Annotated in this window: 18 protein-coding genes and 1 pseudogene; 8 read left to right on the top strand and 11 right to left on the bottom strand. The window is 69.0% G+C overall.

All coding sequences use genetic code 11. The features are described 5' to 3' along the window. Positions 1 to 4: 4 nt before the first annotated feature. From Pla163_RS09220 to Pla163_RS09190, 7 genes are all read right to left on the bottom strand, one after another. The gene (locus tag Pla163_RS09220) at positions 5 to 1,540 is read right to left on the bottom strand and encodes a motility-associated ABC transporter substrate-binding family protein (protein ID WP_145186915.1); all 1,536 of its coding nucleotides are present in this window, start codon (positions 1,538 to 1,540) and stop codon (positions 5 to 7) included. Continuing rightward, positions 1,540 to 2,307, bottom strand: a complete 768-nt coding sequence (locus Pla163_RS09215) for an ABC transporter permease (protein ID WP_419186493.1) — start codon at positions 2,305 to 2,307, stop codon at positions 1,540 to 1,542. Before Pla163_RS09215 ends, Pla163_RS09220 begins: the two co-directional genes overlap by 1 nt. Then, positions 2,304 to 3,548, bottom strand: a complete 1,245-nt coding sequence (locus tag Pla163_RS09210; protein WP_145186909.1) for an ABC transporter ATP-binding protein — start codon at positions 3,546 to 3,548, stop codon at positions 2,304 to 2,306. The genes Pla163_RS09215 and Pla163_RS09210 overlap by 4 nt, the downstream gene beginning before the upstream one ends. Before the next feature lie 215 nt (positions 3,549 to 3,763). Continuing rightward, positions 3,764 to 5,317, bottom strand: a complete 1,554-nt coding sequence (locus tag Pla163_RS09205; protein WP_145186906.1) for a sulfatase — start codon at positions 5,315 to 5,317, stop codon at positions 3,764 to 3,766. Between the two features lie 237 nt (positions 5,318 to 5,554). After that, positions 5,555 to 7,471 (bottom strand): molecular chaperone DnaK, encoded by a 1,917-nt coding sequence (gene dnaK / locus Pla163_RS09200; protein ID WP_145186903.1) that lies wholly within the window; start codon positions 7,469 to 7,471, stop codon positions 5,555 to 5,557. A gap of 346 nt (positions 7,472 to 7,817) precedes the next feature. Further along, on the bottom strand, positions 7,818 to 9,194 hold the full coding sequence (locus tag Pla163_RS09195) for a sigma-54-dependent transcriptional regulator (protein ID WP_419186492.1): 1,377 nt from the start codon (positions 9,192 to 9,194) through the stop codon (positions 7,818 to 7,820). Next, on the bottom strand, positions 9,191 to 10,009 hold the full coding sequence (locus Pla163_RS09190) for a sensor histidine kinase (protein WP_145186901.1): 819 nt from the start codon (positions 10,007 to 10,009) through the stop codon (positions 9,191 to 9,193). Before Pla163_RS09190 ends, Pla163_RS09195 begins: the two co-directional genes overlap by 4 nt. Positions 10,010 to 10,186: 177 nt before the next feature. Here Pla163_RS09190 and Pla163_RS09185 point away from each other — a divergent pair, with 177 nt between their 5' ends. Beyond that, positions 10,187 to 11,287, top strand: a complete 1,101-nt coding sequence (locus tag Pla163_RS09185) for an L-threonylcarbamoyladenylate synthase (protein WP_145186898.1) — start codon at positions 10,187 to 10,189, stop codon at positions 11,285 to 11,287. Positions 11,288 to 11,381: 94 nt separating this feature from the next. On the opposite strand, the gene Pla163_RS09180 is transcribed toward Pla163_RS09185, so the two are convergent. Further along, entirely contained in the window at positions 11,382 to 11,861 is a 480-nt protein-coding gene (locus tag Pla163_RS09180) for a PTS sugar transporter subunit IIA (RefSeq protein ID WP_145186895.1), read from the bottom strand. Between the two features lie 89 nt (positions 11,862 to 11,950). Continuing rightward, positions 11,951 to 13,246, bottom strand: a pseudogene (locus tag Pla163_RS09175) (Na+/H+ antiporter NhaA); the annotation flags it as partial. A gap of 606 nt (positions 13,247 to 13,852) precedes the next feature. Between Pla163_RS09175 and Pla163_RS09170 the strand changes: the two are divergent. From Pla163_RS09170 to Pla163_RS09140, 7 genes are all read left to right on the top strand, one after another. Further along, positions 13,853 to 16,192, top strand: a complete 2,340-nt coding sequence (locus tag Pla163_RS09170) for a secretin N-terminal domain-containing protein (protein ID WP_419186491.1) — start codon at positions 13,853 to 13,855, stop codon at positions 16,190 to 16,192. Positions 16,193 to 16,241: 49 nt separating this feature from the next. Further along, positions 16,242 to 17,960, top strand: a complete 1,719-nt coding sequence (locus Pla163_RS09165) for a GspE/PulE family protein (protein WP_145186886.1) — start codon at positions 16,242 to 16,244, stop codon at positions 17,958 to 17,960. A 48-nt stretch (positions 17,961 to 18,008) separates the two neighbouring features. Further along, entirely contained in the window at positions 18,009 to 19,310 is a 1,302-nt protein-coding gene (locus tag Pla163_RS09160) for a type II secretion system F family protein (RefSeq protein WP_145186883.1), read from the top strand. Between the two features lie 62 nt (positions 19,311 to 19,372). Beyond that, on the top strand, positions 19,373 to 19,807 hold the full coding sequence (gspG, locus tag Pla163_RS09155; protein WP_145186879.1) for a type II secretion system major pseudopilin GspG: 435 nt from the start codon (positions 19,373 to 19,375) through the stop codon (positions 19,805 to 19,807). A gap of 5 nt (positions 19,808 to 19,812) precedes the next feature. Next, complete coding sequence (locus Pla163_RS09150; RefSeq protein WP_419186490.1) at positions 19,813 to 20,418, top strand: pilus assembly FimT family protein; 606 nt, start codon at positions 19,813 to 19,815, stop codon at positions 20,416 to 20,418. Further along, positions 20,415 to 21,101: a type II secretion system protein gene (locus tag Pla163_RS09145; RefSeq protein WP_145186873.1), complete on the top strand. Its 687-nt coding sequence runs from the start codon at positions 20,415 to 20,417 to the stop codon at positions 21,099 to 21,101. The genes Pla163_RS09150 and Pla163_RS09145 overlap by 4 nt, the downstream gene beginning before the upstream one ends. Positions 21,102 to 21,145: 44 nt before the next feature. Beyond that, positions 21,146 to 22,180: a prepilin-type N-terminal cleavage/methylation domain-containing protein gene (locus Pla163_RS09140; protein ID WP_145186870.1), complete on the top strand. Its 1,035-nt coding sequence runs from the start codon at positions 21,146 to 21,148 to the stop codon at positions 22,178 to 22,180. A gap of 171 nt (positions 22,181 to 22,351) precedes the next feature. Here Pla163_RS09140 and serS read toward each other — a convergent pair whose 3' ends face one another. Both serS and Pla163_RS09130 read right to left on the bottom strand, forming a co-directional pair. Next, positions 22,352 to 23,632, bottom strand: a complete 1,281-nt coding sequence (gene serS / locus Pla163_RS09135) for a serine--tRNA ligase (RefSeq protein WP_145186867.1) — start codon at positions 23,630 to 23,632, stop codon at positions 22,352 to 22,354. A 111-nt stretch (positions 23,633 to 23,743) separates the two neighbouring features. After that, positions 23,744 to 25,849 (bottom strand): hypothetical protein, encoded by a 2,106-nt coding sequence (locus Pla163_RS09130; RefSeq protein ID WP_145186864.1) that lies wholly within the window; start codon positions 25,847 to 25,849, stop codon positions 23,744 to 23,746. Positions 25,850 to 25,910 lie beyond the last annotated feature (61 nt).

The raw sequence follows: 25,910 nt of genomic DNA, 5'->3' as shown, positions 1-25,910 counted from the left end.
CGTGCTAGCGCCGCCGCCGCAGCGCGAGGAACCCACCGATGACGACGCACAGCGCGGGGAACCCGAACCAGCCCGTCCACTTCACCGCGGTCGTCAGACCGGCCACGTGCTCACCGAGCTCGGCGCGGAACTCCTGTCGCGGACGCATGCGGACGCGGTAGTCGCGGTCCGCCAGCCACTCGAACGCGTTGATCAGAAGGTCGCGGTTGAACTCGAATCCTTGGGCGAGCGGGAAGGCGGCCGCCAGGCCGATGACGCGCGAGCGCTTGGCACTCGGGCCGGTCCACTCGGTCGCAGCCATCAGGGTGAAACGCCCCGAACGCTCCCGCTCTTCGTCGAAGCTGAAGGGCGGCTGGGTCACGACGTCGCGCCAGGAGTTCTCGTCGGTGCGCACGAGATCGACGAACGTGCCGCCTTCCGGAACCTCGGCGCGCTCGATGCTGCGCGACTGGTAGAACGACGCGACCGGCGCCGAGCCCGTCCGCAACGGCACCGTCACCGGGTGCGAGGCCGAGAGATTCGCGGTGTAGATCCAGTGCTCGGCACAGCGCACGTCGCCGGTCGTGTAGCGACGGTACCCCGGATCGAAGAACGGATGGCAGACGAGTCCCGGCACGAGCTGCTGGCCGAAGCGCGCCATGAGGTCGGGCAGTCCGTCCGACGAGTTGACGAAGCTGGCGCCGATGCAGCCGAAGAGGGCTCCGCCGCCGAGGACGAAGCGTTCGATCTCCTCGGCGGCAGCGGACGTGTACGACACCTCGGGTCCGGCGAGCACGAGGATGTCGGCGCCGCTCGGCACCGCTGGATCGACGGCGGGATCCCAGCTGCCGACCACGAAGCCCTCGTTGCCGAGCGCGACCGTGAGGTCTCCGATGCCGCCCTGCTGTCCGGCCTCGAGCGTCATCTCGGCCGCACCCGCCACCACGTACACCACCGGCGCATCCGCTCCCGCGACGCGGCCGAGCGCTTCGGCCAGTGCGGATTCGCCATGGAAACTCTGCACCGAGGCCGGAACGCCGCGCTCGGGGTCGCCCTGGAAGATCGTGCAGATGTCGGGGACCATGCGCGCGACGGTCCGTCGCTCACCGACCTTCACCACCATCGCGGCGAGCCATGTGCCGAGCGGCGTCGGGTACGACAGATCGCGCGCGGTCACGCCGATCTCCTGCATGCGGGCCTCGGCGCGGGCCAGGTCGTTCGCGTCGTGGTAGCGCACCGTGAGCTTGCCGGGAACTTGATCCTCGGCGAGCGTCAGGAGCGCGCGCATGCGTGTGAAGGCCTCGCGCAGAGCCTCACCACCGCGCGCGGTCGGCCGGTAGAAGAGGTCGATCTCGGCGCTGTCGAGCGCCGCCAGCACGTCGACGGTGCCCTGATCGAGGCTGCTTCCGCTGTCGAAGGTCGCGTCGTAGCGCAGACGAGCACCGGGAGTCTGGGACGCCTCGATGACCAGCATCGCTGCGGCGACGGCCAGCACGACCATCAACAGCACCTGGCCGGCGAGGGCCACGCGGGTCCAGCGCGTGTACGTGGCGCCCTTCATCAGCGCCACCTCCGCATCTCGAGCATCCGCACCGCGAGGAAGACGAAGGCCATGGTCCAGGCCAGGAAGAAGGCCACGTGCGCGGAGTCCAGGACGCCCGCGACGAACGAGACCTGGAAGCGGCCGACCACGTCGAACTTGTCGACGATCCACTCGATCGCGGCGCGCGGCACGACCTCTTCGGGGACCGCGTCGGTCAGGCGCAGCGCAATGCCGCTGAGCATGAGGGCGAGATTGGCGAGAAAGGCCAGGAACGCGGCGAGGATCGGCGTGGCGCACAGGGCGCTCATGGTCAGGCCGACCGCGCAGAACAGCGCCGAGACGAGCACCATCCCGAAGTACGCGACCAACAGGTGTGACCAGTCGGGCGGGACGCCACCGATGGTCGAGACGATCAGCGGCAGGAAGCCCGAGCCCCACAGGATCCCCATGAACGAAGTCGCGGCCAGAAGCTTGCCCAGCACGACCGAGACGTCCGGAACCGGCGCCGTGAGGAGGAACTCGAGCACGCCGCTGCGCGCTTCCTCGCTGATCATCCGCATCGTCACGAGCGGCGTCATGACCAGGGCCAGGATCCAGAACATCTCGGTGCCACCCAACAGGGCGAGCGCGGCGCGGTGCACGTCGCCGCCCTGACCCGGGAGGTAGACGCTGGTGAACATCAACCCTTGGAAGAGGCTGGCCAGCAGCAACAGGATCCAGGCCAGAGGCTGGAGGAACAGGCCGACGAGTTCGCGCCGGAAGACGATCCAGGTACCGACGATCACGACGGGTCTCCTTCTGCGCGTTCGGCTTCCACGTCGGGCGGCGGTGGCGCCGCGGGTGTCGCGCGCTCGAACGGGTTCAGCGTCGGGGCCGCGGGAGGCTTGGCCCGCGCGAACGGATCGAGCACGTTGGATGCCGCCTTCGGCCCGGACGTGTTCGCTGCCATCGTCGGCGGCACGTTTCGCTGTCCGCCAGCGCCCGAGTCCGGCGCGAGCGCGAGGAGTCCCTGGGGTGCTGCGCTCGCAGCTGCGCGCTCGGGCTGCGCGCCGCCGGCACGTTCCGCGGACGTGCCGAGCGCCGCGCTGGCGGGCTCCTCGCCGAGGACGAGCGCGGCGAACAGGCGCTCGAGCGAAGGCTTCTCCCACGACAGTTCGCGCAGCGCCCAACTCTTCGCCATCGCGAGCGCACCGACGTCCTCGCGCAGATCGCCGTCGCCGCGCACGACGAACTCGGTGTGGATGCCGAGGCGTTCACCGACCTCGACCGACTCGACGCCGGGGAGGGATCCGAGCAGACGCGCCGCGTCCGAGGCGTCGGGCACCGCGGCCTCGACGCGCACGAAGGCCGCCCCACCGCCCAACTCGCGCACGAGGTCCTCGGCGCGGCCGTCCGCCAGGCAGCGCCCGCGGTGCACGATCAGGACGCGCGGACAGATCGCTTCGACCTCGGCCAGGATGTGCGAGGAGAGCAGGACCGTGTGTTCGCTCGCGAGGTCCTGCACGAGTCGCCGCACTTCCATCCGCTGGATCGGGTCGAGGCCGCTGGTGGGCTCGTCGAGGATCAGCACGTCCGGCTCGGGAAGCAGGCTCACGGCCAGACCGGCCCGTTGCCGCAAGCCCCGCGACAGTGCGCCGACGAGCGAGCGCGCGCGGTCCGTGAGCCCCACCCGTTCGAGTGCGCGACCGATGCGTTCGACACGCTCGCCGCGCGGAATGCGGTGCAGCCGCGCCTGGAACCGAAGCATCTCCTCGACGCGCAGTTCCGGGTAGAGCGGGACGTTCTCGGGCAGGTACCCGATGCGGCGCCGCACCTCGAGCGACTGGCGCAGGACGTCGAACCCGCCGATGGTGATGCGACCGCGCGTCGCCGGCAGGAAACCCGCCAACATGCGCATCGTCGTGGTCTTGCCCGCGCCGTTGGGACCGAGGAACCCCACGACTTCGCCGGCCTCGAGGCGGAACGAGAGATCGTCGACCGCGACGTGGGGCCCGAAGCGGCGGGTGAGATTCTGGACTTCGATCACGAGGGTTCGTCGGTCTCGGCTCTGGGGGTCGTCGGGAGCGCGACGGGGAGCGGAAGACGGCCTGCGCGCCGGCCGAATCCGCGGTGTTCGGGAGGGTGCTCGTCGCTGCGGTCGCGAGCGCTCCGCCTAGCCCGAAAGGTAGCCTCGGTCACCGCCGACGCGAGCGCCCGATCCGCGGTTCGATCGGGTTTCTCGACCGCACTCGAGCACCGGCCTCAGTCGTCGCTCTTCGGGCCGTCCTGGAGGTAGCCGAGCCAACGCAGCAGTTCGGCGTCCGCGGCGGTCTGATCGCCCACGTAGCGCTCGGGTTCGAGGCGCGGCGCCGTGGCCTCGAACGCTTCGAGCTCGTCGAACAGCGCCTCGGACAGCTCCAGTCGTTCGGCGGCCAGGTTGGTCCGCTCCAGCGGATCCGCCACCAGGTCGAACAGCCGCGCGATGCCGTTCCGCGCATCCACCACCAGCTTGACCTCGTCGCGGACGATCGAGCGCTTGCGCCCGGGATCCGTCATCGACGTGCGCGACGCGAACTGCGCGCCCGACCAGGGCCGTCCCGCAACAGGGGGCGCGAGCAGGGAGCTGCCGAGCACGCGCGGGTCGGGGTCGGCGCCGAGGACCTCGCGCAGCGTCGCCACGAGATCGGCGTGGGTGGCCGGACGCGCGTCCTCCCGCGGAACCTCGTCCCAACCGTCCGCGTGCGGAGCGACGAGCAGCGGCACGCGCAGGAGCTCGTCGTACAGCTCGTACGGGTGCCCCACTGCACCGTGCTCGCCGAACTCCTCGCCGTGGTCGGCGGTCAGGGCCACGAACCACTCGTCGTCGATCCCGAGTTCGCGCCACAGCCGGTCGAGCTGCTGCTCGAGGTAGGCGATCTCGCTGCGGTAGCAGGCGCGCAGGACCTCGAGGGCCTGCGCGCGCGAGAGACCCGTCTCGCGCGTGACGAGGGTCGCCGTGAACGAGGGCACACGACCTTCGAGCAGGTGGCTGGCTCCCTCTTCGCTCGCAAGGTACGCGTCGAGCGCGGCGCGCGTCGCTGGCGCGAGCTGTTCGTGCGGCCGCAGGAACTCCTCGCGCAGGTGGTACGGACCGTGCGGGTCCATGAAGTGCAGGTACACGAAGGCCTGCGGCGCGCTCTCGAGCTCCGTGCGCCAGTCGAGCAGCCGATCGATGAGACCCGCCGCTTCGAGCGTCGTCGCGCTGGTGTTCTCGAAGTGGTCGAAGCCGCGCGCGAAGCCCTGCTCGACCGACAGGTTCGGGTTGGCAGCGACACCGAAGGTCGCGTAGCCCGCGTCGGCCGCCAGCATCGGCAGCGTGTCGATCGCGCGCGGGATGCGGTCCACCTCGAGCGTGCCGTCGCTGCCCGCCAGGGCCGCCATGCGACCGCGACGCACGCCGTGTTGGACCGGGACGAGGCCGGTGAAGATGGTCGCGGTCGAGGGCGCGGTCCACGACGACGCGGCGCGCGCGTGGGTGAAGTCGAGCGCTCGGGCGGCGAAGCGTTCGAAGAATCGCGGAGCGTCCGTCGTCCGGGCGCTCCCGTCGGGTGCGGCCAGGAAGTCGGCCCGCAACGTGTCGACCACGACCACGAGCACCCGTCGAGGCCCATGGCGGGCGGCATCGGCTCCGCCGCCAAGGGCGCTCCCCCCGTCGTCGCAGGCCGCGCACAGGCCCAGGGCCAGCGCGCACGCGAACAGCGGACGCAGGCGCGCGACCTGGGACAGGAGCTGTCGCCGAGGCGGTCGTCGGGTCGGTTGCGTTCCTGCGCGCTCCATCGCCCCCACTCTACCGGCTCGACCAGCCCGTCCACGACAGTGCGAGACACGTCCGAGCGCTCGCCGCACGGGAGTCACGACGGTGTCCGTCGAAACGCGCGTGGGGCGCGAACCCTGCGGTCCGCGCCCCTCGCACAGCCTCTCGGCAGTGGCTCGCTCGGCATCCGGAGCGGCCACTCCTCGCGTACACCGTCTTGACGGTGTGCACGGGAAGCGTGTCCGCCGCCGGGGGCTCGCTCAGCTCTTGACTTCGAAGTCGGCGTCGACCGGCTCGTCGCTCTCGCTGCCCGAGTTGGCGCCCGACGCGTCGGCGCCGGCCCCCTTCTGCGCAGCCTCTTCGGACTGGGCCTGGGCGTAGACCGCCTCGCCGAGCTTCTGCGCCTTGGCCTGGAAGTCCGCCATGGCCTTCTCGATGGCGGCCTTGTCGTCGCCCTCGGCGGCCTTGGTCAGGGCCACCTTCGCGGTCTCGATGGCCGCCTTGTCGGCGGCGTCCAGCTTGTCGCCGTGCTCCTCGAGCTGCTTGTCGGTCGCGTGCACGGCCTGCTCGACCTGGTTCTTCAGATCGACCAGTTCGCGGCGCTTCTTGTCGCCTTCCGCGTTGGCTTCGGCGTCGGCGCGCATCCGCTCGACCTCTTCCTCGGACAGGCCGGAGGAGGACTCGATCTTGATGGTCTGCTCCTTGCCGGTGCCCTTGTCCACCGCCTTGACCGACAGGATGCCGTTGGCGTCGATGTCGAAGGTCACCTCGATCTGCGGCACGCCGCGCGGTGCAGCTGCGATCCCGTCGAGGGCGAAGCGACCGAGCGTGCGGTTGTCGTTCGCGAACTCGCGCTCGCCCTGCAGCACGTGGATGTCCACCTGCGGCTGGTTGTCGGACGCCGTCGAGAAGACCTGGGTCTTGGAGGTCGGGATCGTCGTGTTGCGCTCGATGAGCTTGGTGCAGACACCGCCGTAGGTCTCGATCCCGAGGCTCAGAGGCGTGACGTCGAGCAGCAGCACGTCGGAGACCTCACCGGCGAGGATGCCACCCTGGATGGCGGCGCCGAGTGCGACGACCTCGTCGGGGTTCACGCTGCGGTTCGGCTCCTTGCCGAAGAGTTCCTTGACGAGCGCCTGGATCGCCGGGATGCGCGTGGAGCCACCGACCAGGATGACCTCGTCGATGTCACCGGGCTTGAGGCCCGCATCGGCCAGGGCCTTGGTGCAGGGACCCTTGGTGCGCTCGACCAGCGGAGCCACCAGTTGCTCGAACTTCGAGCGGCTGAGGGTCTGGGTCAAGTGCTTGGGACCCGTGGCGTCCATCGTGATGAACGGCAGGTTGATGTCCGTCGAGTTGGTCGACGACAGCTCGCACTTCGCCTTCTCGCAGGCCTCCTTGAGGCGCTGCAGAGCCATGGCGTCGTTGCGGATGTCGATGCCCGAGTCCTTCTTGAACTGGTCCGCGACGTGGTTGATCAGGGTCTCGTCGAAGTCGTCGCCACCCAGGTGCGTGTCCCCGTTCGTGGCCAAGACCTCGAAGACGCCCTCCTCGCCGATGTCGAGGATCGAGACGTCGAACGTGCCGCCGCCCAGGTCGTAGATCGCGACCTTGCCGGACTTCTTCTGGTCCATGCCGTAGGCCAGGGTCGCGGCCGTCGGCTCGTTGATGATGCGCTCGACCTCGAGGCCGGCAATCGTTCCGGCGTCCTTGGTCGCCTGGCGCTGGGAGTCGTTGAAGTAGGCGGGTACGGTGATGACCGCGCGCTCGACCTTCTCACCCAGGTAGCTCTCGGCCGCTTCCTTGAGGGCCGACAGCACCATCGCGCTGATCTCCGGCGGACTGAGCTCCTTGTCGTCGATCTTGACCTTGACGAGCTCCTCCGAGCCACCGGTCAGGGCGTAGGGCACGAGCTTCTCCTCCTCGGCCACCTCGGAGTGGCGACGGCCCATGAAGCGCTTGATGCTGAAGATCGTGCGCGTCGGGTTCGTGACCGCCTGACGCTTCGCCGGCGCGCCGACGAGTCGACCGCCGTCGTTCTGGAAGCCCACGACCGACGGCGTCGTGCGACCGCCCTCGAGGTTGGTGATGACCTGGGGCTCGCCGCCCTCCATCACGGCCACGACCGAGTTGGTGGTGCCGAGGTCGATGCCGATGATCTTGCCTTTCTTGCTCATTGCTGATTCGCGAGGTGGTGGGCGGTCCAGGAGGGGCCGCCGGTGGTCCGTGCCTCTTCTCAAAGTCCGTGCCACCAGGCTCATCGGGCGGCACGCGCGGCGTCGCGCGTAGGCCGCGTGCCAATCTGGCAGGGCGCTCCGGACACCGTCCGAGCCGCTGCCAAGTCGGCAGAACCGGTGCTGGCCTCGCTCGCTGGTGAAGAAATTCCTCGTCCAGGAGCCCTGGCGCGCGTCGAGCCCGATTCGAGCCCGACTCCGTGCCGCCCCATCCTCGGAACGGTCCGCAGAACCTCGCTGGCGGCCCGCAGAGGCCGAGAATCGTCACCAACGAGCGGGACCAGCACTCTCAGAGGCCGTACTCGCGGATCTTGCGGTAGAGGGTCCGCTCCCCGATCCCCAGGATCCCGGCGGCCTTCTGCCGGTTGCCTTCGGCGAACGCCAGATTCGCCTCGATCAGCTCGCGCTCGACCTCCTTCAGCGAGCGCCCCGCCAGGGATTCGGTCCCGCCACCGGCCGGCGTCCGCGGCGCCGAGCGGATCGGCTCGGGCACGTCGTCCACGTCGATGACGTCGCTGCGCGCCAGGAGCACCATGTTCTCGACCGCGTTGCGCAGCTCCCGCACGTTTCCCGGCCAGCCGTAACCCATCAGCACCGCACGGGCCTTGGGAGTGATGCCGCGGATCTCGCGCCCGTGTGCCTTGGTCAGCTCGACCAGGAAGTGGTCGACGAGCAGCGGGATGTCGCCGGCCCGTTCGCGCAGGGGCGGCAGGTCGAGGGTGACGACCTTGAGGCGGTAGAGCAGGTCCTCGCGGAACTTGCCGGCCTTCACGCGCTCCTCGAGTCTCTGGTTCGTGGCCGCCACGAGGCGGATGTCGACCTTCTTGACCTGGTTGCCGCCCACCGGCTGCACCTCGCGCAGTTCGAGCGCGCGCAGGAGCTTGGCCTGGGTGTCGAGCGGCATGTCCCCCACCTCGTCGAGGAAGAGCGTGCCGCCGTCGGCGTAGACCATGCGGCCCTCGCTCGCAGCGAAGGCTCCCGTGAAGGCGCCCTTCACGTGACCGAACAGCTCGCTCTCGATCAGTCCCTCGCTGAGTGCGGCGCAGTTCATGGCGACGAAGCGGCGGTCCTTGCGCGGGCTGTTGTTGTGGATGGCGCGCGCCACCAGCTCCTTGCCCGTTCCGCTCTCGCCCAGGACCAGGACGGTGGCCGTGGTCGGACTGACCTGCTTGAGCACGTCGAACACGCGCTTCATCGCGGGCGAGTTTCCGACGAGTCCCTCGAGGCCGTAGCGCTCGTCCAACTGGGCGCGCAGCTCGCGGTTGTCGCGCCGCAGCCGGCGCGTCTCGAGCGCGCGCTCGAGGCGCGTCCGCAGCTCCGACAGCCGCACCGGCTTCTCGATGTAGTCCGACGCGCCGCGCCGCATCGCGTCGACGGCGGTCTCCACCGATCCGTGGCCGGTGACGAGCAGGACGGCGGCCTCCGGCTGAAGGCGGGCGGCGTGCTCGAGCACCTCGAGGCCGTCGACCCCCTTCATCACCAGGTCGGTCAGGATCGCGTCGAACGCGCGGCTGCCCATCGTCTCGATGGCCGTCCGCCCGTCGTGCGCGAGCGTGCACTGGTAGCCGTCCATCTCGAGTCCCTCGGCCAGAGCCTCGGCGTGCCCCTGGTCGTCGTCGACCACGAGCACGGCACCGAGGACGGGTTCCGTCGCTGCGTCACTCACGCCTGTCCTGTGCTGGACGCCGAAGAAGACGACTCCGCACCGCGCGTCAACTCGACGGCGAGTGGGAGCGTGAAGTCGAACGACGTCCCGCGCCCAGGCTCGGAGACCACGCGCATCCGCCCGCCATGGTCCTCGACGATGTGCCGCGTGGTGGCGAGTCCGAGACCCGTCCCCCCCTTCTTGTTCGACCAGTAGACGTCGAAGCAGCGCTCCATCTGCTCGGGCGACATGCCGACTCCTGTGTCCGTGACGGAGACGATCGCGTCCTTCCCGACGCGCTGGACCCGCACCAACAGTTCGCCGCCGTCCGGCATCGCTTCGCGCGCGTTGACGAACAGGTTCATGAGCGCCTGCCGGATCTGGCCGGCATCGACGAGCACGAGCGGCAAGCCGGGCTCGATGTCGACGTGCTGACGGATTCCGGCGGAGTCGTTCTCGGGCTCAACGAAGTCGGCCGTGTCCTGAACCAGGTGACCGAGGTCGAGCGGCGAGCGGTTGACCTCGCTCCGGCGCGCGAACGCGAGGAACTCGCGCACGATCCCCTCGAGACGCTCGACCTCGCGCTTGAGCGTGGTCACGCGCTTGGAGATGCGTGCCTCGCGCGGCCCCGCCGGAGCGCCGCCCGTGGCCGCCGCGCGATCGAGGTCCTCCTCGAGCAGGGTCAGGTTGATCGACATGGTCGAGAGCGGGTTCTTGATCTCGTGGGCCAGACCGCCCGCCAGTCGCGCCAGGAACTTGAGGCGCTCCCGCTCGGGGTCGGGCTCCGGAGGGCGCTCGGCGCCGCTGCGTTCGTCGTTCTCGCTGGCGGTGACCATGGTCGCGTCGCGCCTCACGGACGCTGCCGAGAGCGTAGTCTACGCGTCCACGGCGGCGCACCTTCGGTTCGCGGGCTCCTGGACCGAGGTACCGAGGATCTGGGACCGACGTCGTCGTCATCGAAGTCGTTCGCGCCGACGACCGCGCTCACTCGAAGTCACTGCCCGGCAGCCCCCATGCCCGACGCCATCGAGCCCGTCCCCCTCCCCGACACCGGACCGATCGATCCGGATGTGGTCCGCGCACTCGTGACCGCGTTGGCCACGGGCGGAGTCGTCGGCATCCCGACCGAGACGGTCTACGGCCTCGCGGTGCGCGCGGACGACGAGGCCGCGGTGAAGCGACTCCTCGCGACGAAGGGGTCGGCGCAGCAGCGCGCCTTGACCTGGCACGTACCCGATGCGGGCGCGCTGGCGGACTGGTCGGGGTTCACGGCCCGCGCCAGGCGACTGGCCGCGCGCTACTGGCCGGGTCCGTTGACCATGGTCCTGGACGGTGCCCCGGAGGGCCTCGAGCCGCTCGCGAGCGCAGCGGGCAGCGGCGTGCGCGTCCCGGCCCACGGCGGCGCGCGCGCGCTGCTCGCCGCGTGCCCGTTCCCCGTGGTCGTCAGCAGCGCGAACCGGTCCGGCGCAGCGCCGCTGCTCGACGCCGCGTCGGTGGCTGCGGAGTTCGGCGCCGAGCTCGCGGGCCTGGGCGACGGTGGAACGGCGCGCTCCGGCGAAGCGTCGACGGTCCTGGCGATCGGAACGGGGCGATTCGAGGTGCTGCGCGAAGGCCTCCTCTCCCGCGTCGAGCTGGTGCGCACCGCCGGCCGACGCATCGCGTTCGTGTGCACCGGGAACACGTGCCGCAGCCCCATGGCCGAGACGCTGGCCGCGGACAAGCTGCGCCGCGCTCTCGGCATCGGTGCCGCAGGCGACCTCGGCGAACTCGGTTTCGCGGTCGCGAGCTTCGGCGTGTTCGCGGCGCCCGGAGCACCGGCCTCTGCCCACGCGGTCACCACCATGTCCGAGCGCGGACTCGATCTCTCGCGGCATGGGTCGACGCACGCCGCCCCCGAGGCCCTGTCCACGTTCGACGAGATCTACGGACTCACGCGCAGCCACGTGCAAGCCATCGTCGGCGCCCTGCCTCCGCGGCTGGCCGAACGGGTCGCGCTCCTCGACCCGCGCGGGTCGGACGTGGCCGATCCGGTCGGCGGCTCGCTGCTCGACTACCGCGCCTGCGCGGAGCAGATCGAAGCCGCGCTCGACCTGCGTCTCGCCGACTGGGTCTGAGCTCCGAACGCGCGAACGACCTCACCCGGACGCGGCCCACGCGGACGACCCACGCGGACGAGCCCCCAAGACGTCGCACGCGCTCGGCGTTCGGTCAGTCGCCGTTCTCGGCGCTCGCGAGAACGCGCCACACCCCGGCGGGCTCGGCGCACTCGACGATCGCGTCGCGCACCTCTTCGCGCGACAACAGGCGCGCGATGTCGGCCAGCGTACTGATGTGCTGGAGCTTCTGGTTCCGCGGCACGAGCAGCAGCACCACCATCGTGGTGGGCTGGGCGTCGATGGCGTCGAACGCGAGCCCGGTGCTCGACTTCACCACGCCGAAGGCTCCGACCAACCGATCGAGCCCGTCCACCGCGGCGTGCGGGATCGCTATGCCGCGCTCCATGCCGGTGGACATCGAGCGCTCGCGCGCCAGAACGGCCTCGCGGTAGGCCCCGAGCTGTCCCGCGGGGACGTGCCCCGCGGCATCGATGTGCCGGAGCAGGACCTCGATCGCGTCCCACTTGTCCTTCGCGACGAGCGGAAGCACCACGTCGTCGTCCGAGAGCAGATCGGTGAAGCGTGTCAGCATGGTCAGGTCTTGGACCCTTCCACGACGGCGGGCCCGTCCGCTCGCGCGGCATCGGTGGTGGAAGTCGCGGTGTGCGTTCCGTCCGCCGACAGCTTGCGGACCCCGATGGCGCGCGCCAAGGGGATCGCCGTCATTCCGACGACCAGCGTCAGGAGCGCACCCATCTTGGCCTCACCCTGGAGCTCGGGTCCGAAGATCCGCACGGGGTAGGCCTGGGTCGCCACGAAGAGCGCCACCGTGAGCCCCAGACCCGCGACGTACCCGGCGAGCACCACTTCGCGCAGGCCCATGCCGTCGGGAAGGCGCAGGCCCATGAGGCGCGCACCGAAGACGAAGAGCGGGACGCCGATGATCTTGCCCCCGATCAGGGAGCCGGCGATCAGGATGCTCAGCCATCCGAAACTCGACATCTGGACCCCGGCGTTCGCGAAGGCGAAGAAGAAGAGACCGAAGTCCACGAACGGCTTGAGCGTGTGCTCGAAGTCGTCGAGCGGCGAGTGGCGGTGTGGATCCCCCACCAGCTGCTCCACCGGATCGTCCTCGTCGGCCAGCGCGCGCGGCGAAGGTCCGGGCAGGAACGGAACGACGGCGCACAGAGCCAGAGCGGGATGGACGTGCGCGTTGAACAAGCCGATCCAGGCCAGTGGACCGCCCAGAAGGACGTACAGCCACCAGCGCCGCACGCCGCGTCGGCGCAGCCACCAGCTGACGAGAGCCGCCGCCGCGACCAGCGCCAGCCACAGCGGCTGGACCGGCAGGGCGGGGTCCGGATAGACCACGGCGATGATGACCAGGCCGATCGCGTCGTCCCCCACGGCGAGCAGCAGCAGGAACTTGACCGGCGCGCGCCCGCGTCCGAACACCTGGCGCGCCACGAGCCAGGCCAAGGCGATGTCGGTCGCCGTCGGGATGCCCCACCCGATCGCGATCACTCCGAAGGACGGGTCCAGGGCTCCCGGCGCGCGCTCGATGGCGTAGATCCGCATCAGCTCGTCGAACGCCCCGAATCGGTAGAGGGCGTAGCCGGCGCCGAAGTAGACGATCACCGGCACGAGCACGCCGCCCACCGTGGCCAGGAGAGGCGTCAGCGCCTTCGACGGCGGGTTGAGACTGCCCCCCGGAAGAGCCGAGTGAGCGATCTCCTTGGCCGCGATCCCGAAGAACAGGACCATGAACACGTCGTCGATCAGGAACTTGAGATCGACGGGGTGTCCGTGCAGCTCCACGCCGTGCCCGAACGGAGTCAGGTGCAAGATCGCCGCGTAGGTCTCCGGGAAGAGGTTCGCGACGAGCAACGCCGCCACCACTCCGAGGAGCAACGGCAGCATGAGCTCCTGGATCTTGGCCAGCAGCGCGCTGCTGGCCGGGGGCGGGGAATCGGACATCCAGGGGGGAAGACGGGGAGGGAGCGGCCAGGCTACCAGCGCTTTCGGCCCGGGACCCGGGTTCGCGGCGGCTCCCCGCGAGCGGGATGCCGTTCGCCGCGGACCGGACCGGCAGCGGGACGCGCGCTCGACGCGGGCAGGTGGAACGGGTCGAAGGGTCGCTCGAGCGGACGCGGGCGACGTGGGGGATCGCGCGGCGGCGCGCGGACCCACGGTGGCCGTGCGTCGCGACCGCTCGGCCCGATCCAGGTCCCTACCCGGTCCGGCCTTGGAGTTTCTCGACCGGCCGCGCCTCCAGCGACGGGAAGACTCGACTCCGGGTGATCGGAGGCGGGCCGACGGGCGGTAGCCTTGCCCGCTGCACGGCCCCTGGGGCCGACGTCTCCCCCCTTCCTCCCCAGGAAGATGATGCCCCCGCCGGCGTCCTGCCCTGGCGACGACCCCTCACGAGCCCCCGATCCTCCGCGCCCCACGGCCCGGACCCGGCCTCGGGGAGGAACGCTCCGGCGTCCCTTCCTGCGAGTCCGAGGTCGTCACCCGTCACCGGGGAACACCGCGAACACTCGGGGTCGATCGACCCACCACTCATCCCTCCCGCACGAGCCCATGATCCTCCGACTGTCTCTGACGCCGCTCGGCCGCACCGCCCTTCGCCTCGGTGCCAGCCTCGCCCGCGCCGGCGCCGCGCTGCTCGCGACCGCGGTCGTCGCGGGCTCCCTCGCCGGGAGCGCGCAGGCTCAGAACCCGAACCGAGCTGGCGCCGGCGGCGCCGCGGCGGACGAGCCGGCTCCGATCGCCCGGGACGGTGACTTCTACATCGTCAACTTCTCGGAAGACGAGAACACCGGCCTCACGCTGCTCGACTTCGTCAAGAACTGCGAGCGCGCGACCGGTCTCAACTTCGTCGTGACGAAGGACACGGTGGCGGTGCTGAAGCAACAGACCGTGCGGATGTACGGGACGAAGCGCATCCCCAAGGACGAGTTCTACTCGTTCTTCCAGATCGTGATGTTCATCAACGAGTTCGCGTGCGTCGAGGTCGGACCTCCGCCGCTCACCGTGATCGTCATCCAGAGCCTGGCCCAGGGACGCGGCGCGCAGAACAGCATCTCGAGCAAGGCGACCTACGTCCTGCCCGACGACCTGTCCGACTGGGCCGACCGCCCGGCGACGCTGATCACGACCGTGCTCACGCTGCCGAACTCGGACGCGCGCGCGCTGGCGAACTCGCTCCGCGCCCTGGCCGGGACGAACACGAACCAGAACATGCTGCCCGCGGGCATCCACAGCCTGATCCTCACGGGCTTCGGCAGCAACGTGTACGAGTTGGCGCAGCTGCTCTACCTGATCGACGAGAGTTCGGCGATCGAAGAACCGGCGCCACCGATCTTCGACCGCATTCCACTCCAGGAGGCCGCCGCTTCCGACGTCCAGACGATCGTCGAGGAGTTGCTGCAAGCCAGCCAACAGCTCGAGGAGGCGGCCCGTGCGGACGCCGGTGAACAGGCGCAGCCGCGCGCGCGCAACAACGTCATCGCCAAGATCCTGGTGGAGGCGCGCACGAACTCGCTGGTCGTCATGGCCATGCCGGACGACATGGCGCGCATCAAGGACCTGATCGCCCGTCTCGACACCGAGGTGCTCGAGCCCGAGCGCAACTACCACATCTACCAGCTCGAGAACGTCGCGGCCCAGGACATGGCCCAGACGCTCGAGAACTTCCTGGACGACGCGCGCAGCGTCACGGCCCTGCCGGGCGCCACGGGCGGCCAGAACCGCCAGGCCCAGAACAACTCGGAAGACGTCGTCGTGGTGCCCGAGCGCATCTCGAACAGCCTCATCATCGCGGCCAACAAGACGCGCTACGCCGAGGTCGTCGAACTGATCCGCACGCTGGACCGCCGTCAGGACCAGGTGTTGATCGAGACCGCGCTGGTCGAGCTGGCCAGCAACAACTTCGTCGACATCGGCATCGAACTCGGCCTGGCCGACCTGCCCACCGGCGCCGGCACCGGCGGCTTCGGCGTCACGAACTTCGGACTGTCGACCCTGCAGGACCTGGACAACGACGGGGTCTTCGACACCCGCGTGCCGAACCAGGCCACGGGCATCACCGCGGGCATCATCGACGGGGACAACTTCTCCCTGCCGTTCCTGCTGCGCATGATCCAGGAGCGCACCGACTCGAACGTGCTGTCGGTCCCTTCGATCCTGGTCAACAACAACGGTGAAGCCGAGATCGGCATCCTCGACGAGGTGCCCTTCACGCAGATCACGACCGGTGGAGCCGGCAACCAGACCCAGGAGAACTTCGCCGGTTACGAGGAGGCGGGCATCAATCTGAAGATCTCCCCGTCGATCTCGGCCTCGCGCTACCTGCGCCTGAACGTCGAGCTCGAGGTCTCGAACTTCATCGGCCCGTCGTCCGGCACCGCGATCCCGCCCCAGCGGGTGACGCGCAACCTCAAGACCACGGTCAACGTCCCCGACGGCGACACGATGGTCATCGGCGGCGTCATCACCGACAACTCCTCCCTGACGCGGCGCGCGACGCCGTGGCTCGGCGAGCTGCCCATCATCGGTGCCCTGTTCCGCCGCGACGCGGACACCCAGGACCGTCGCACGCTGTACTTCTTCGTCACTCCGCACATCCTCCAGGACAAGGACTTCGCCGATCTGGCCGAGTACTCGCACGGGATCCAGATGCGCGCGGCCGACGTCATCGGCGCCGACCGCCTGCGGATCATCGATCCGGACTTCGGCGCCAGCGAGGACAGCGAGGAGCTCGAGGCCTTCAGCATCCCGCTCTGGCGTTCGGCTCCGGGTGGCGAGACCAACATGCAGGACATCGGCATCACGCCCGACGAGCGGGACGCGCTCCTGACGCCGGACGCGGACAGTGAGGACGACACCGACGCCGTCGGTGTCGAGATCTCGAACTCCTGATCGATCGCGCTCGACCGCGCCCCCACCGGAACCTGAGCCGACCATCTGTATGACGAACGTCGCCGATCTCCTCGTCGAACGCGGACTCTCTCGCGAACGCCTCGAAGAATGCCGCCGAGCCGCGGCTACGACGGGCGAGTCGCTCGACCGTGTCATCATCGCGAAGCAGTACCTCTCGGAAGAGAAGGTGCTCGAGGCCTACGCGGGCATGCTCGGCTACGAGTACCTCGAGAGCCTCGAGGACGTGCGCCCGCCCAGCAGCTTCGTCAACGAGGTGCCGGTCCAGTTCTCGCGCAACTACAGCCTGATCGCGATCGAGACGGGCCCGGACGACGTGCTGCGCGTCGCCACGTGCAACCCGCTCGACCCGAACCCGCTCGACGAACTGTCGGCGATGCTCGGCGTCGAGGTGGAGCCGGTCCTGGTGCCCGGACAGGCGATCAACACGGCGATCGCCCGGGCCTACCGCCACAAGGCGGACGGTGTCGACGAGGCGCTCGCCGACGTCGAGGAGGACGCGGACATCGCCGGGATGGCGAAGCAGATCGAGGACGTCGAGGACGTCCTCGACGTGTCCAACAAGGCGCCCATCATCAAGCTGGTGAACACGATCATGTTCCAGGCTCTGAAGATGCGGGCCTCGGACATCCACTTCCACCCGTTCCCCGAGCGCACCCAGGTTCGCCTGCGCATCGACGGCATCCTCTACGACATGGACTCCATCCCCCGCAAGGCGCACGAAGCGATCGTGAGCCGCGTGAAGGTGATGGGCAAGATGGACATCGCCGAACGGCGTCTGCCCCAGGACGGTCGCGCGTCGATCCGACTGGGCGAGGGCGAGGTCGACGTGCGTATCAGCACGGTGCCGACCTCCGACGGCGAGCGCATCGTGATGCGACTCCTCGACAAGACGTCGAAGCTGTACACGCTCGAGGAGATCGGCCTGGACCCCGGCAATCGCAAGATGCTCGAGGAGTTCTGCGCCTACACGTCGGGGATCATCCTCGTCACGGGCCCCACGGGTTCGGGCAAGACGACGACGCTCTACGCCGGCCTCACGCAGATCGACACGACCCAGAAGAACGTCCTCACGATCGAGGATCCGGTCGAGTACTCGCTGCCCGGCATCAGCCAGGTGCAGGTCGCGACCAAGAAGGGCCTGACGTTCGCGTCGGGACTGCGCTCGTTCCTGCGTCAGGACCCGGACGTGATGATGGTCGGTGAGATTCGAGATCTCGAGACCGCCGAGGTCGCCATCCGGGCGGCGCTCACGGGTCACCTGGTTTTCTCCACCGTGCACACGAACGACGCGGCCAGCACGATCGCGCGGATGGTGGACCAGGGCGTCGAGGCCTACCTCGTCTCCTCGTCGCTCGTCCTGGTGATCGCCCAGCGACTGGTGCGGACGATCTGCAAGTCGTGCCGCACGCAGACCGACATCACGCCCGAGTGGCACGCGAAGCTGACGAAGATCGGCATCACGCCGGACCAGCTCGACGGTCAGATCTCGGTCGGCGCCGGTTGCGACGACTGCTACCACACCGGGTATTCCGGGCGGACGGCGATCTACGAGTTCCTGCCCGTCGACGAGGTCCTGCGCACGCAGATCATGGAAGGCGCCACGGCCAGCGTCATGCAGTCGAGCGCGATCAAGCGCGGCATGCTGACCCTGCGCATGGACGGCGTGAAGAAGGTCCTCGAGCGCAAGACGACGCCCGACGAGATCCTGCGCGTCACCCAGTCCGACATCACGCTCTCGGGCGAGTAGTCCACCGGGCCCTTCGAACCACCGAACGCTCCGCTCCATCCACGACCGATGCCGATCTACGAGTACAAGGCCTACGCCGAGGGCGGCGGAACGAAGTCGGGCGTCATCGACGCCGACTCCGCGAAGGACGCCCGCATTCGGCTGCGCCGTGAGAAGCTGCTCGTCAGCCAGATCCGCGAGTCCGGTCGCCGTGGCCCCAAGAAGAAGGGAGCTGCGAAGGCCAAGGCCGGCTCGTCGAAAGCGAAGGAAGAGGCGCGCGGACCGAACTTCTACCACCGTTATCTCGAGTACCGCCGCTCGACGCAGAACGGCGCGGTCGGCCGCGACGCCGAGCTCGTCTCGGCCATCACTCGCCAGCTGGGCACGCTGCTGGGCGCGGGCATTCCGTTGACCGAGTCGCTGAAGGCGATCATCGACCAAGCGGAGAGCAAGCGGACCGAGACCCTGTTCCGCGAGCTGCGTGAGAGCATCACCCAGGGCTCGTCCCTGGCCGACGCACTGGCGACCCACCCCGAGCTGTTCAGCGAGCTCTACGTGAACATGGTGCGCGCGGGCGAGGCCACCGGTCAGGTGGACATCGTGCTGACGCGCCTGGCCGACTTCCTGCAGTCCCAGCGGGCGATGCAGCGCAAGGTCGTCTCGGCCCTCACCTACCCGCTGATGATGCTGGGCCTCGGCGTCATCGTGGTGGGCATCCTGATGACGGTCGTGGTCCCCAAGATCACGGCCATGCTGCTCGATTCGGGGCAGGAGCTCCCGGCCACGACCCGGACCCTGATGACCCTGAGCGAGTGGGCACAGAACTACTGGTGGGTCGTGCCCATCGCGATCCTCCTGATCACGACCTTGATGGGGCGCGTCTACCGCACCCGGAAGGGCCGCCTGCGGATCGACCGGGCTCTCCTCAGCGCCCCCATCTTCGGCGAACTGCTGCGCAAGCGCGCCGTCTCCCGCTTCACGCGCACCCTCTCCACGCTGCTCTCCTCCGGAGTCGCCGCCGTCCAGGCCCTCGAGATCACCACCAAGGTGGTCGGCAACCGCGTGATCGCGGACGCCACGGAGATGATCCGCGACCGTATTCTCGAAGGCACCGACATCGCCACGCCGCTCCAGCAGTCGCGGGCATTCCCGGCGGTCGTGGGCTACATGGTCGCTGTCGGTGAGCAGTCGGGTGAGCTCGAGACCATGCTCGACCGTATCGCCGACGCGTACGACGAAGAGGTCGAAGTGGTCTCCGAGCGAGTCCTCTCCGTCCTCGAGCCGATCATGATCGTGGCGCTCGCCGTCGTGGTCGGTTTCATCGTCCTCTCGATCATCCAGCCGATCCTGCAGGTCGGCGCCCTGAACTGACCCCGGTTCCACGGCGGACCCCCGAGTCGGGGCAGCCCCGCTGGAACGGCCCTCACACCACCATGAAAGTCACACACTCGAAAGGCCGCCGCGGCGGCTTCACGATCGCCGAGATGATGGTCGTCATCGTCATCATCGGTCTGCTCGCCACCCTGGTCGTGCCGCGTCTCGGAGCGTTCTTCGGTCAAGCCCAGTCCACTCGGGTCAAGGCCGACATCACGGGCATCATGACCGCGCTCGAGAGCCACAAGATGACCAACGCCGGTCAGTGGCCCGAGTCGCTCGACGAACTGATCAACCCGCCCGGCGGCGGCGAGGGATTCCTCGCGCGCATCCCGAAGGACCCCTGGAACGAGCCCTACCAGTACGAACCGCCGCAGCCTGGCTCCGGCGGCAAGCCCCGCGTGTTCACGCTCGGCTCGGACAAGGCCCCCAACGGTGAAGGCGAAGCCGCCGACATCTCGAACTTCGACCTCTTCGGCGACGAGGATCGCTGATCGCGGTGCACGGACGCGGCACAGCCCGGCGGTCCGTCCCGGGGTGCGCGACGCGTCGCGCGCCCAGGACCGGCCGTGGTGGCTTCTCGATGATCGAGCTGATGGTCGTGGTCGCGATCATCGGCCTCATCGCGAGCATCGTGACCGTGTCCTGGGAGGCGATCCTCCCGCGTGAGTCCCTCTCGGCCGAGGTCCGCCGGCTGTCGAACATGATCCAGACCGCGCGCTCGGAGGCGATCTCGCGTTCGGCCGAGTACCAGATCGTCTACGACCTCGGCAGCCGCGAGTACTGGATCCTCCCGCCATTCGGCAAGGAGGGAAACTACGAGCCGGACCCCGAGCAGCGCGAACCGCTCATGCGCCACCAGCTGGCGGACGACCTGCGCTTCTACAGCATCGAGATCGACGGCGACGAGTTCGCCGCGGACGAGCAGGTCTTCGTGCGCTTCGACGCCGTCGGCTCGTCCAACGCGCACACGGTGGTCCTCGAGCAGCGCGCCGATCCCCCCATCCAATCGACCATCGAAGTCCTGCCCCTGACGGGACTGATCCGCTTCCACCCGGGCATCTACGAGCGCGAAGAGCTGGACGACGGAGACTTCGACTCATGAGGTCCATCGTCCGCACCCCCACTCGCCCCGCATCGGCGAGCGGTTTCACCCTGGCCGAGGTCGCGGTGACGATCGTCATTGTCGGCATCGCGTTGGTCCTCTTGATCCAGGGCCTCGGCGGCGCGAAGGCCCAGGCCTACTACACGCGCAACCTCAAGCTCGCGGACCAGCTCGCTCGCATGACGCTCGGCGAGGTTGCGGCCGGCCGCTACGCCGAGGACGCGGAGTTCGGCATCGAGGGCAGCTACGCGAGCGAGGACTACCCCGAGTTCACGTACGAGGTGTTCTTCGGTGAGGAGAACTTCCCGAGCGACGACGGCTCGCGCGGGAGCGACGGCCGCCACGACTCGTGGACCTACCAACGCGAACGCGATCTCGAGCGGCGGGAGATCGAAGAGCGCAACGACACGACCAATCGCGCGGGCGAGGACGACGAAGAGGAACCGCGCGAGCCGTACCAGGAGATCATGGTGCGCGTCTCCTTCCCAGCGTCGCGCGAGTACGCGAACCACCGCGACGTCCGCGCCTGGATCCCGTGGGACCAGGTCTACGGGCCCGAGGAAGAGGACGAGAGCTCGGGCGCCGGCTCGGGAGCCGGGAACGGACAGGGCAACGGATCGAGCGGGAGCTCGGGATCCACAGGGGGTCGCTCGAGCGGCACCTCGGGCGCTCGGAGCCGCTGAGCCGACCGATCACACGACGAACGACCACATCACGGCGAACGACCATGCACACCGAGACCACGAACGAACGACGAGAACGGGCACGCCGACGACGTCACACACCGCCGAACGCGAGCCGTTCCGGCTTCACCGTCGTCGAGGTCCTGGTCGTGATGGTGATCATGTCGACCATCCTCGTGTCGATCACCCAGGTGCTCTCGGCCGCGCGCGAGACGCGCGACATGGTGCACAGCATGCGCGAGACGCAGCTCGCCGGGCCGGCGATCCTCGACCTCGTCGAGAACGACCTGCGGGGGCTCCTGACCTACTCCATGCGCCCGAGCGGCGTCCTGCGAGTCACCTCGCTCGAGCTGAAGAGCGTGAACGCGGACCGGATCGACATGCTCACCACGACGAACAGCAAGCTGTTCGAACTGGGCGAGACCCGCGCCCTGCGAGCCGACTTCAACGAGGTCGGATACATGCTGCGCGAACGGCCCGGGGACCCCTACTTCCTCGAGCTCTACCGCCGCGAGGGCTACGCCGCGGACGAGGAGCCGTTCAAGGGTGGCCGTTACTCGTTCCTCCACGACCGCGTCCTGTCCTTCCAGGTGCTCGTCTACAGCGAGGACGGCCCCGACGCGGAGGCCCTGGACGACTGGAACCTCGAGTCCGAACCCAACAACGAGCTGCCGCTGCGCATCGAGATCGAACTGGAGATCGAGATGACGCCGAGCCTCATCACGGGCACCCAGCTCACGGGTCAGAGGAAGGTGAAGTACAAGCGCTCGTTCCGCCTCGGCAATCCGCTGCTCCTCTCCTTCCAGACCGAACCCGTCGCACGCATCCCCGATCTGCGCCCCCCGACCGACACGGGAACGGGCTCGGGCGTCGATCTCGCGGGCGACTCGCCCTTCGGCGGCCTCGGCGGGGGCAACGGTGCTCTCAACGTCCAGGGCTTCGACGAAAACGGAACGATCGATTTCGACGCCTCGGGCAACAACCCGTTCGGTGGCGCCCAGAGCGACACGATCAGCGACGACGCCCAGAGCATCATCGACCTCTTCCAGGGGGCCGGTGGCGGCGGCGGTGGCGGCTGACCGGAGGGCTGACCGGAGGGCTGACGGCAGCGCTCGACCGACGAAGTCCGCGCCGCGCAGCGTGCCTCACGATCGAGCACGTGCGCGGCGCGCCTTCGATCAGGTGGGTGTGGGCGCACCCGCCGATCGACTCTGGCCCAAGAGACCTCGTGTTCGCTGTCGCCGGTGCGCTCAGTCGAGCGAGCGCCCGAGGAACTCGCGCCCGCCCAAATAGGGTCGCAACGGCGCGGGGACGTGCACGCGACCGTCGGCCTGCTGGTGGTTCTCGAGCAGCGCGATCAACATCCGCGTGCTCGCCGCCACCGTGTTGTTGAGCGTGTAGCAGTGTTGCACCTTCCCGTCGGCGTCGCGGTAGCGCATGTTCAGGCGCCGGGCCTGGAAGTCGTGGAACCGCGAAGCACTGTGCGTCTCGCCGTACCCCTCGCGCGAGGGCATCCAGGTCTCGATGTCGAACTTCTGGATCTGGGGCTGACCGAGGTCGCCACCGCACACGTTGACGACGCGGTACGGCAGGTCGAGCGCCTGCAGAACCTCCTCGGCGTTCGCCAGGATCGACTGGTGGTGCGCGATGCTGCCCGCCTCGTCGGCCACGTCCACGACCACTTGCTCGACCTTCAGGAACTGGTGGACGCGGTACAGACCGCGCGTGTCGCGCCCGTACGTCCCTGCCTCGCGGCGGTAGCAGGACGACATCGCGACGTAGCGCTTGGGAAGCGCCGCGAGATCGAGGATCTCGCCCGCGTGCAGCGCGGTGACCGGCACTTCCGCCGTCCCCACCAGACACAGGTCGTCGCGCTCGTCACAGCGGTAGGCCTGGTCCTCGCCGCCGGGGAAGTAGCCGGTTCCCACCATCGTCTCGTTGCGCACGAGCGTGGGGACCGAGACCGGCACGAACCCCTTCGCGACCATGTGGTCGAGCGCGAAGCGCATCACGGCGCCCTCGAGCAGCGAGAGATCGCCGAAGAGGATGTAGTTGCGGCTGCCCGAGATGCGGCCGGCCGACTCGATGTCGATCCAGCCCTGGGCCTCGGCCACGGCGATGTGGTCCTTCGGCTCGAAGTCGAAGGTGGTCGGCGTGCCCCAGGTCCGCAGCTCGACGTTGTCGCTGTCGTCGACGCCTTCCGGGACCTCGTCCGCCGGCACGTTCGGAACGGTCAGCAGCAGGCGATCCAGCTCTTCGCGGCAGACCGATTCGAGGTCCTCCAAGGCCTTGAGCTCGACCTTGACGGTCTTCTGCTCCTCGAGGAGGCGCGCGCGTTCGTCCGGCGTGGCCTTGGCGATCAGCTTGCCCGCCTGCTTCTGGATGTTGCGCAGCTCGTCCAGCCGCACCTGGCGACTGCGGGAGCTCTCGTCGAGTTCGAGAATGCGATCGATGTCGACCGCGATGCGCTTCTTGAGCGCACCGGCCTTCACGACCTCGGGCTCGCGGCGAATCCTCTTGATGTCCAGCACGGCGACGGTGGGGCCCGGATCGCGAGCGCCCGATTCAGGGTGTATGCGGTCGAACGTGCGTGCCCCGGCGGGCCTGCACGCGTCCCTTCGAGTCCCCGGTCCGGCCGGAGTTCACTCGAGATCGGAGTCTATCCGACCGAAGAGCGGGTTCTTGCGTTCGTGGAGTCGCACTTCGACATCGTCCCCCAACTTGTTCTCGAGAATCTTGTCGAGGGGCGTCCAGGCCGCGGCCCAGCCGTCGCCGTCGAAGTTGCTGATCCCGCTCACGCTGTCGATGAGTTCGAGCTGACCGACCTGGGTCCACGAGCTGCTCCCCGTCTTGCGGAGGTGGACCTCGGGCGCCGTCCGGCAGTTCCAGAGCAAGTGGTAGTGCTCGCCGCCGACACCTACGACGTGCACCGACTCGCCCCGGATTCGAACTCCGTCGGGCACGAACGCCGATGAGAAGTCGTAGCCGAAGGGACCGCCGAGTTGGATCCTCGTCTGTTCGCCGGCAGTCACTTCGAACGACGGACTGTCGCCGGTCACCATCAGCGCCTTCGCATCCTTCTCGCGTACCACTCCCGTGTACACGTGGTACGAGCCGACCGGGACCTCGACCGACTTGCCGGCCTCCAGGGAGAAGAAGAGGCCCGATCCAACGCCGTCGCCGCGAACGACGACCCACTCCAGATCCGCTCCCTTGTAGTCCAGGCGGAGTTCTCCGACCGGCATGTCGACGACCGGCGAGACGTTGAACTTCCGGCCGCCGGCGAGCGTCTCGATGCGATACCAGTCCTTGCCCACGCGCATGATCTCGCTGAAGGGCTCGGCGACCTTCGACTTGCCGACGAAGACACCGTCGAAACTGGGCCTGAAGACTCCACGCGGTAGACCGTTCACGCCGCGGTCGGCCACACCTGCCCCGAACACCCCGTCGAGGTTGTCGTCCGTGACGGTGATCGCGTCCTTCCCGATGCTGAACGTCGAACCGGCGGTGGGCCGCAGGTAGACGGTCATCGAATCAGGGGTCGGCTTCAGATTGCAGCGGAAGCCGAGGAACTGCCCCTCGACCTCGCCGACCCGCGCGACGAAGGTGTAGTCGTAGGCGCTGCTTCCGCTCCCGACCTTGGTGGTGATCACCTGCGGCTCGGTCGTGAGTTCGTAGAAGCGCGCCCCGCCTTCCTCGTCGGTCACCACGATCGACAGATCGCCCTGTCGCTCGATCCGCGGCCCCCCACTCGCGCCCGGCAGCGTCGCAGAGCTCCCGATCGAGGTCAATCGGATGGACTCCCAGGTGGGGTAGTCGGCATCCCACCCGAACTGCAGCCGAGCGCGCTTCTTGACGTCGTCAAAGGTCTCGGCCTCGGCCCTCGCTTCGAGCGCGGCTCCGAACGTGAAGGGCAGACGGCTGCCTTCCTCCTTCTTGGCCTCGGGGCCCTCGCTCGCGCCCCCCTTCTCGATCGCGATCTCGAGCGTCGAGACCCGCGTGCGCGTGTCCCGGTGCTGAGCGTCGCCGATGTCGAACTTGTTGCAGGCGTCGAGCGCCTTCTTCAGGTACTCGAGCTCACGCGTCGGGCTGGCTGCTTCTTCGCGCACGGCGCGCGGGCTGAAGGCGTCGCCGGCGAAGACCCAGGCGCGCGACGCGTGGTACATGTCGCCCAGGTCGTAGAAGGACTGGCCGACCGCGTCGAGACTCGCGCCGATCTCCTGCAGCGCCGCGTCGCGCTCCGAGTCGGTTGCCTCTCCGCGCTTGCGCAGGTAGTCGGCGGTCACTCGGCGGTAGGTGTCGAGGACTTCGACCCGGGAGCGACGCTCGTCGTCCGTCAGCTTCTCGAAGTAGCCCAGAACGTTGTCGCCGAAGCCGGTGTTGAAGGAGTCGCCCCAGGCGCGCGAGATCGAGTCGTAGAGCTTCGCCTGCTCATCGTCGGGCGTGTGGGTGATGGCCGACGCGAGCTCGAACATCCAGTAGGCCACCTCGGACGTGTGATCCTTCGCCACCCGCGCCATGCCCTTGCGGTCGCCGATCTTGTAGGCGCGCATGAAGTCGTCCTTGTAGTCGCGGACGACGGCTGCTCGCCGACCGGCACCGGGCTCGAGGACGGCGGCGACGCCGGGCTCGTCGAGAGCGGCGCGGCGCTCCGGCTGGACCTCGCCCGTCGTCCTCGCGAGGACGGCCGGGAGGACCAGGAGCGCGGGAACGGCGACGAACAGGGGCGTGAGGATCGGCGTCTTCATGGGTGGGTCGTGCGGTGCGGGATCCGCGATACCGGCCAGGACGAGCAGTGTAACCAGGCCG

Source organism: Rohdeia mirabilis (genome assembly GCA_007750655.1).
GTDB lineage: Bacteria > Planctomycetota > UBA1135 > UBA1135.
Note: the sequence above shows the minus strand (reverse complement) of the source record. Positions and strands in the feature narration are given on the sequence as shown.

What these genes read in the sequence shown, in the direction of transcription:
- Pla163_RS09220 (WP_145186915.1), bottom strand. Translation starts at nt 1,540, where the DNA reads ATGAAGGGCGCCACGTACACGCGCTGGACCCGCGTGGCCCTCGCCGGC.
- Pla163_RS09205 (WP_145186906.1), bottom strand. Translation starts at nt 5,317, where the DNA reads ATGGAGCGCGCAGGAACGCAACCGACCCGACGACCGCCTCGGCGACAG.
- dnaK (WP_145186903.1), bottom strand. Translation starts at nt 7,471, where the DNA reads ATGAGCAAGAAAGGCAAGATCATCGGCATCGACCTCGGCACCACCAAC.
- Pla163_RS09190 (WP_145186901.1), bottom strand. Translation starts at nt 10,009, where the DNA reads ATGGTCACCGCCAGCGAGAACGACGAACGCAGCGGCGCCGAGCGCCCT.
- Pla163_RS09185 (WP_145186898.1), top strand. Translation starts at nt 10,187, where the DNA reads ATGCCCGACGCCATCGAGCCCGTCCCCCTCCCCGACACCGGACCGATC.
- Pla163_RS09180 (WP_145186895.1), bottom strand. Translation starts at nt 11,861, where the DNA reads ATGCTGACACGCTTCACCGATCTGCTCTCGGACGACGACGTGGTGCTT.
- Pla163_RS09170 (WP_419186491.1), top strand. Translation starts at nt 13,853, where the DNA reads ATGATCCTCCGACTGTCTCTGACGCCGCTCGGCCGCACCGCCCTTCGC.
- Pla163_RS09165 (WP_145186886.1), top strand. Translation starts at nt 16,242, where the DNA reads ATGACGAACGTCGCCGATCTCCTCGTCGAACGCGGACTCTCTCGCGAA.
- Pla163_RS09160 (WP_145186883.1), top strand. Translation starts at nt 18,009, where the DNA reads ATGCCGATCTACGAGTACAAGGCCTACGCCGAGGGCGGCGGAACGAAG.
- gspG (WP_145186879.1), top strand. Translation starts at nt 19,373, where the DNA reads ATGAAAGTCACACACTCGAAAGGCCGCCGCGGCGGCTTCACGATCGCC.
- Pla163_RS09145 (WP_145186873.1), top strand. Translation starts at nt 20,415, where the DNA reads ATGAGGTCCATCGTCCGCACCCCCACTCGCCCCGCATCGGCGAGCGGT.
- Pla163_RS09140 (WP_145186870.1), top strand. Translation starts at nt 21,146, where the DNA reads ATGCACACCGAGACCACGAACGAACGACGAGAACGGGCACGCCGACGA.
- Pla163_RS09130 (WP_145186864.1), bottom strand. Translation starts at nt 25,849, where the DNA reads ATGAAGACGCCGATCCTCACGCCCCTGTTCGTCGCCGTTCCCGCGCTC.